The sequence below is a fragment of the Streptomyces boluensis genome (assembly GCF_009908195.1).
In the GTDB taxonomy this organism is placed as follows: domain Bacteria; phylum Actinomycetota; class Actinomycetes; order Streptomycetales; family Streptomycetaceae; genus Streptomyces; species Streptomyces boluensis.
Genome location: NZ_JAAAHS010000721.1, coordinates 1 through 1,269, shown reverse-complemented (window position 1 = coordinate 1,269; position 1,269 = coordinate 1). Strand labels below are relative to the sequence as shown.

Sequence of the window (1,269 nt, the reverse complement as noted above, 5' to 3'; positions counted from 1 at the left end):
ACCCAGTTCCCCTCATCGCCCCCACACCGACCACCCTCCGCGCTAGGCTTCCGTGCCGCTGGTTCCGAGCAGTGCGGTCATCGCAGTCGGGGAGAGGAACTGCCGTGGGAGAGCGACGAGTTGGGCCCGTACGGAGAAGCAGGGCGGCCTTGGCGGGAGGGGTCGCGGTACTCGCCGCCGTGTTCGCCACGGTCACAGCGACCGGCACAGCGACCGGCACAGCGAACGGCACTGTGAACGCCGTGCCGAAGTCCGTCGACCGGGTGGACGCCCGTGCCGCCGTGGCCGGTTCCTCGTCGTTTCCGCTCGCCGACCCGGACACCGTCAGGGCGAAGGACGGCCGGTACGTCACCTACGGCACCACCGTCCCGGCCGGGCGCGGGAAGCGTTGCGCCGGTGCCACCGGGAAGTTGTACGTGCCGGTGCTCGTGCACGGTTCGGGCAACGCCGTCGGCATGACCGACTGCGCCTCGGGTGACGTGCTGCCGGGCGGGCCGGGTTCCTGGGCGGAGCCCGGTGGCGCGATCTGGGCGCCCGGCGTCGCCCGGCACGGCGACCGGTACTTCATGTACTACACGGCCTCACGCAAGGGATCGGGCCAGAAGTGCGTCGGCCGGGCCGTGGCGAGCTCCGCGCGCGGCCCGTTCCGTTCCGCCGGGGTCTGGGCATGCCCGCCCGGCGGCCGTTGGGCGCTCGACGCCAACCCGTTCACCGCGGGCGGTTCGCTGTACGTGACCTACCGGGACGACGCGATCACCGCAGGCGCCGAGACCGGCATCTCGGCGGTCCGTACGGACAGTTCGGGCCGCGCCGTGTGGAGCACCCGCCGGTCCGTCCTGACGAGCACCGACATCGGCTGGGACACGAGGAAGAGTTCCGGGTCCACCCATGTCGTCGAGAACCCGTCGATGGCGAGGATGTCCGACGGCCGCTGGTACCTCCTGTACTCCGGCAACAACTGGGACAGCGCCCGATACGCCACCGGCATCGCCGACTGCGGCACCACCCCGCTCCCCGGCACCCGCTGCGAGCCGCTCCGCCGAGGCGCCGAACGCCCCTACTTCGGCTACACCGGCACCGCCGGACTCGCCCCGTACCGTGGCCTGCCGCAGAACCACCGCGGCCCCGGCGGCATGGACGTGTTCACCGCGGCGGACGGCAGCCACCGCGTCGTGTGGCACTGGTGGGACGGCGGCCCGCGCCACCCCATGACGGGCGTACTGAGCCGGGGCGGCGACGGGTTCTACGTCCGCTAGCCGCCCCCGAAGC

1 protein-coding gene is annotated in these 1,269 nt (G+C 72.8%); it reads left to right on the top strand.

Annotated elements, in window-relative coordinates; all coding sequences use genetic code 11:
• The first annotated feature begins 149 nt into the window (after positions 1-149).
• Positions 150-1,256, top strand: a complete 1,107-nt coding sequence (locus tag GUY60_RS37725; RefSeq protein ID WP_161706004.1) for a family 43 glycosylhydrolase — start codon at positions 150-152, stop codon at positions 1,254-1,256.
• Positions 1,257-1,269: the final 13 nt, after the last annotated feature.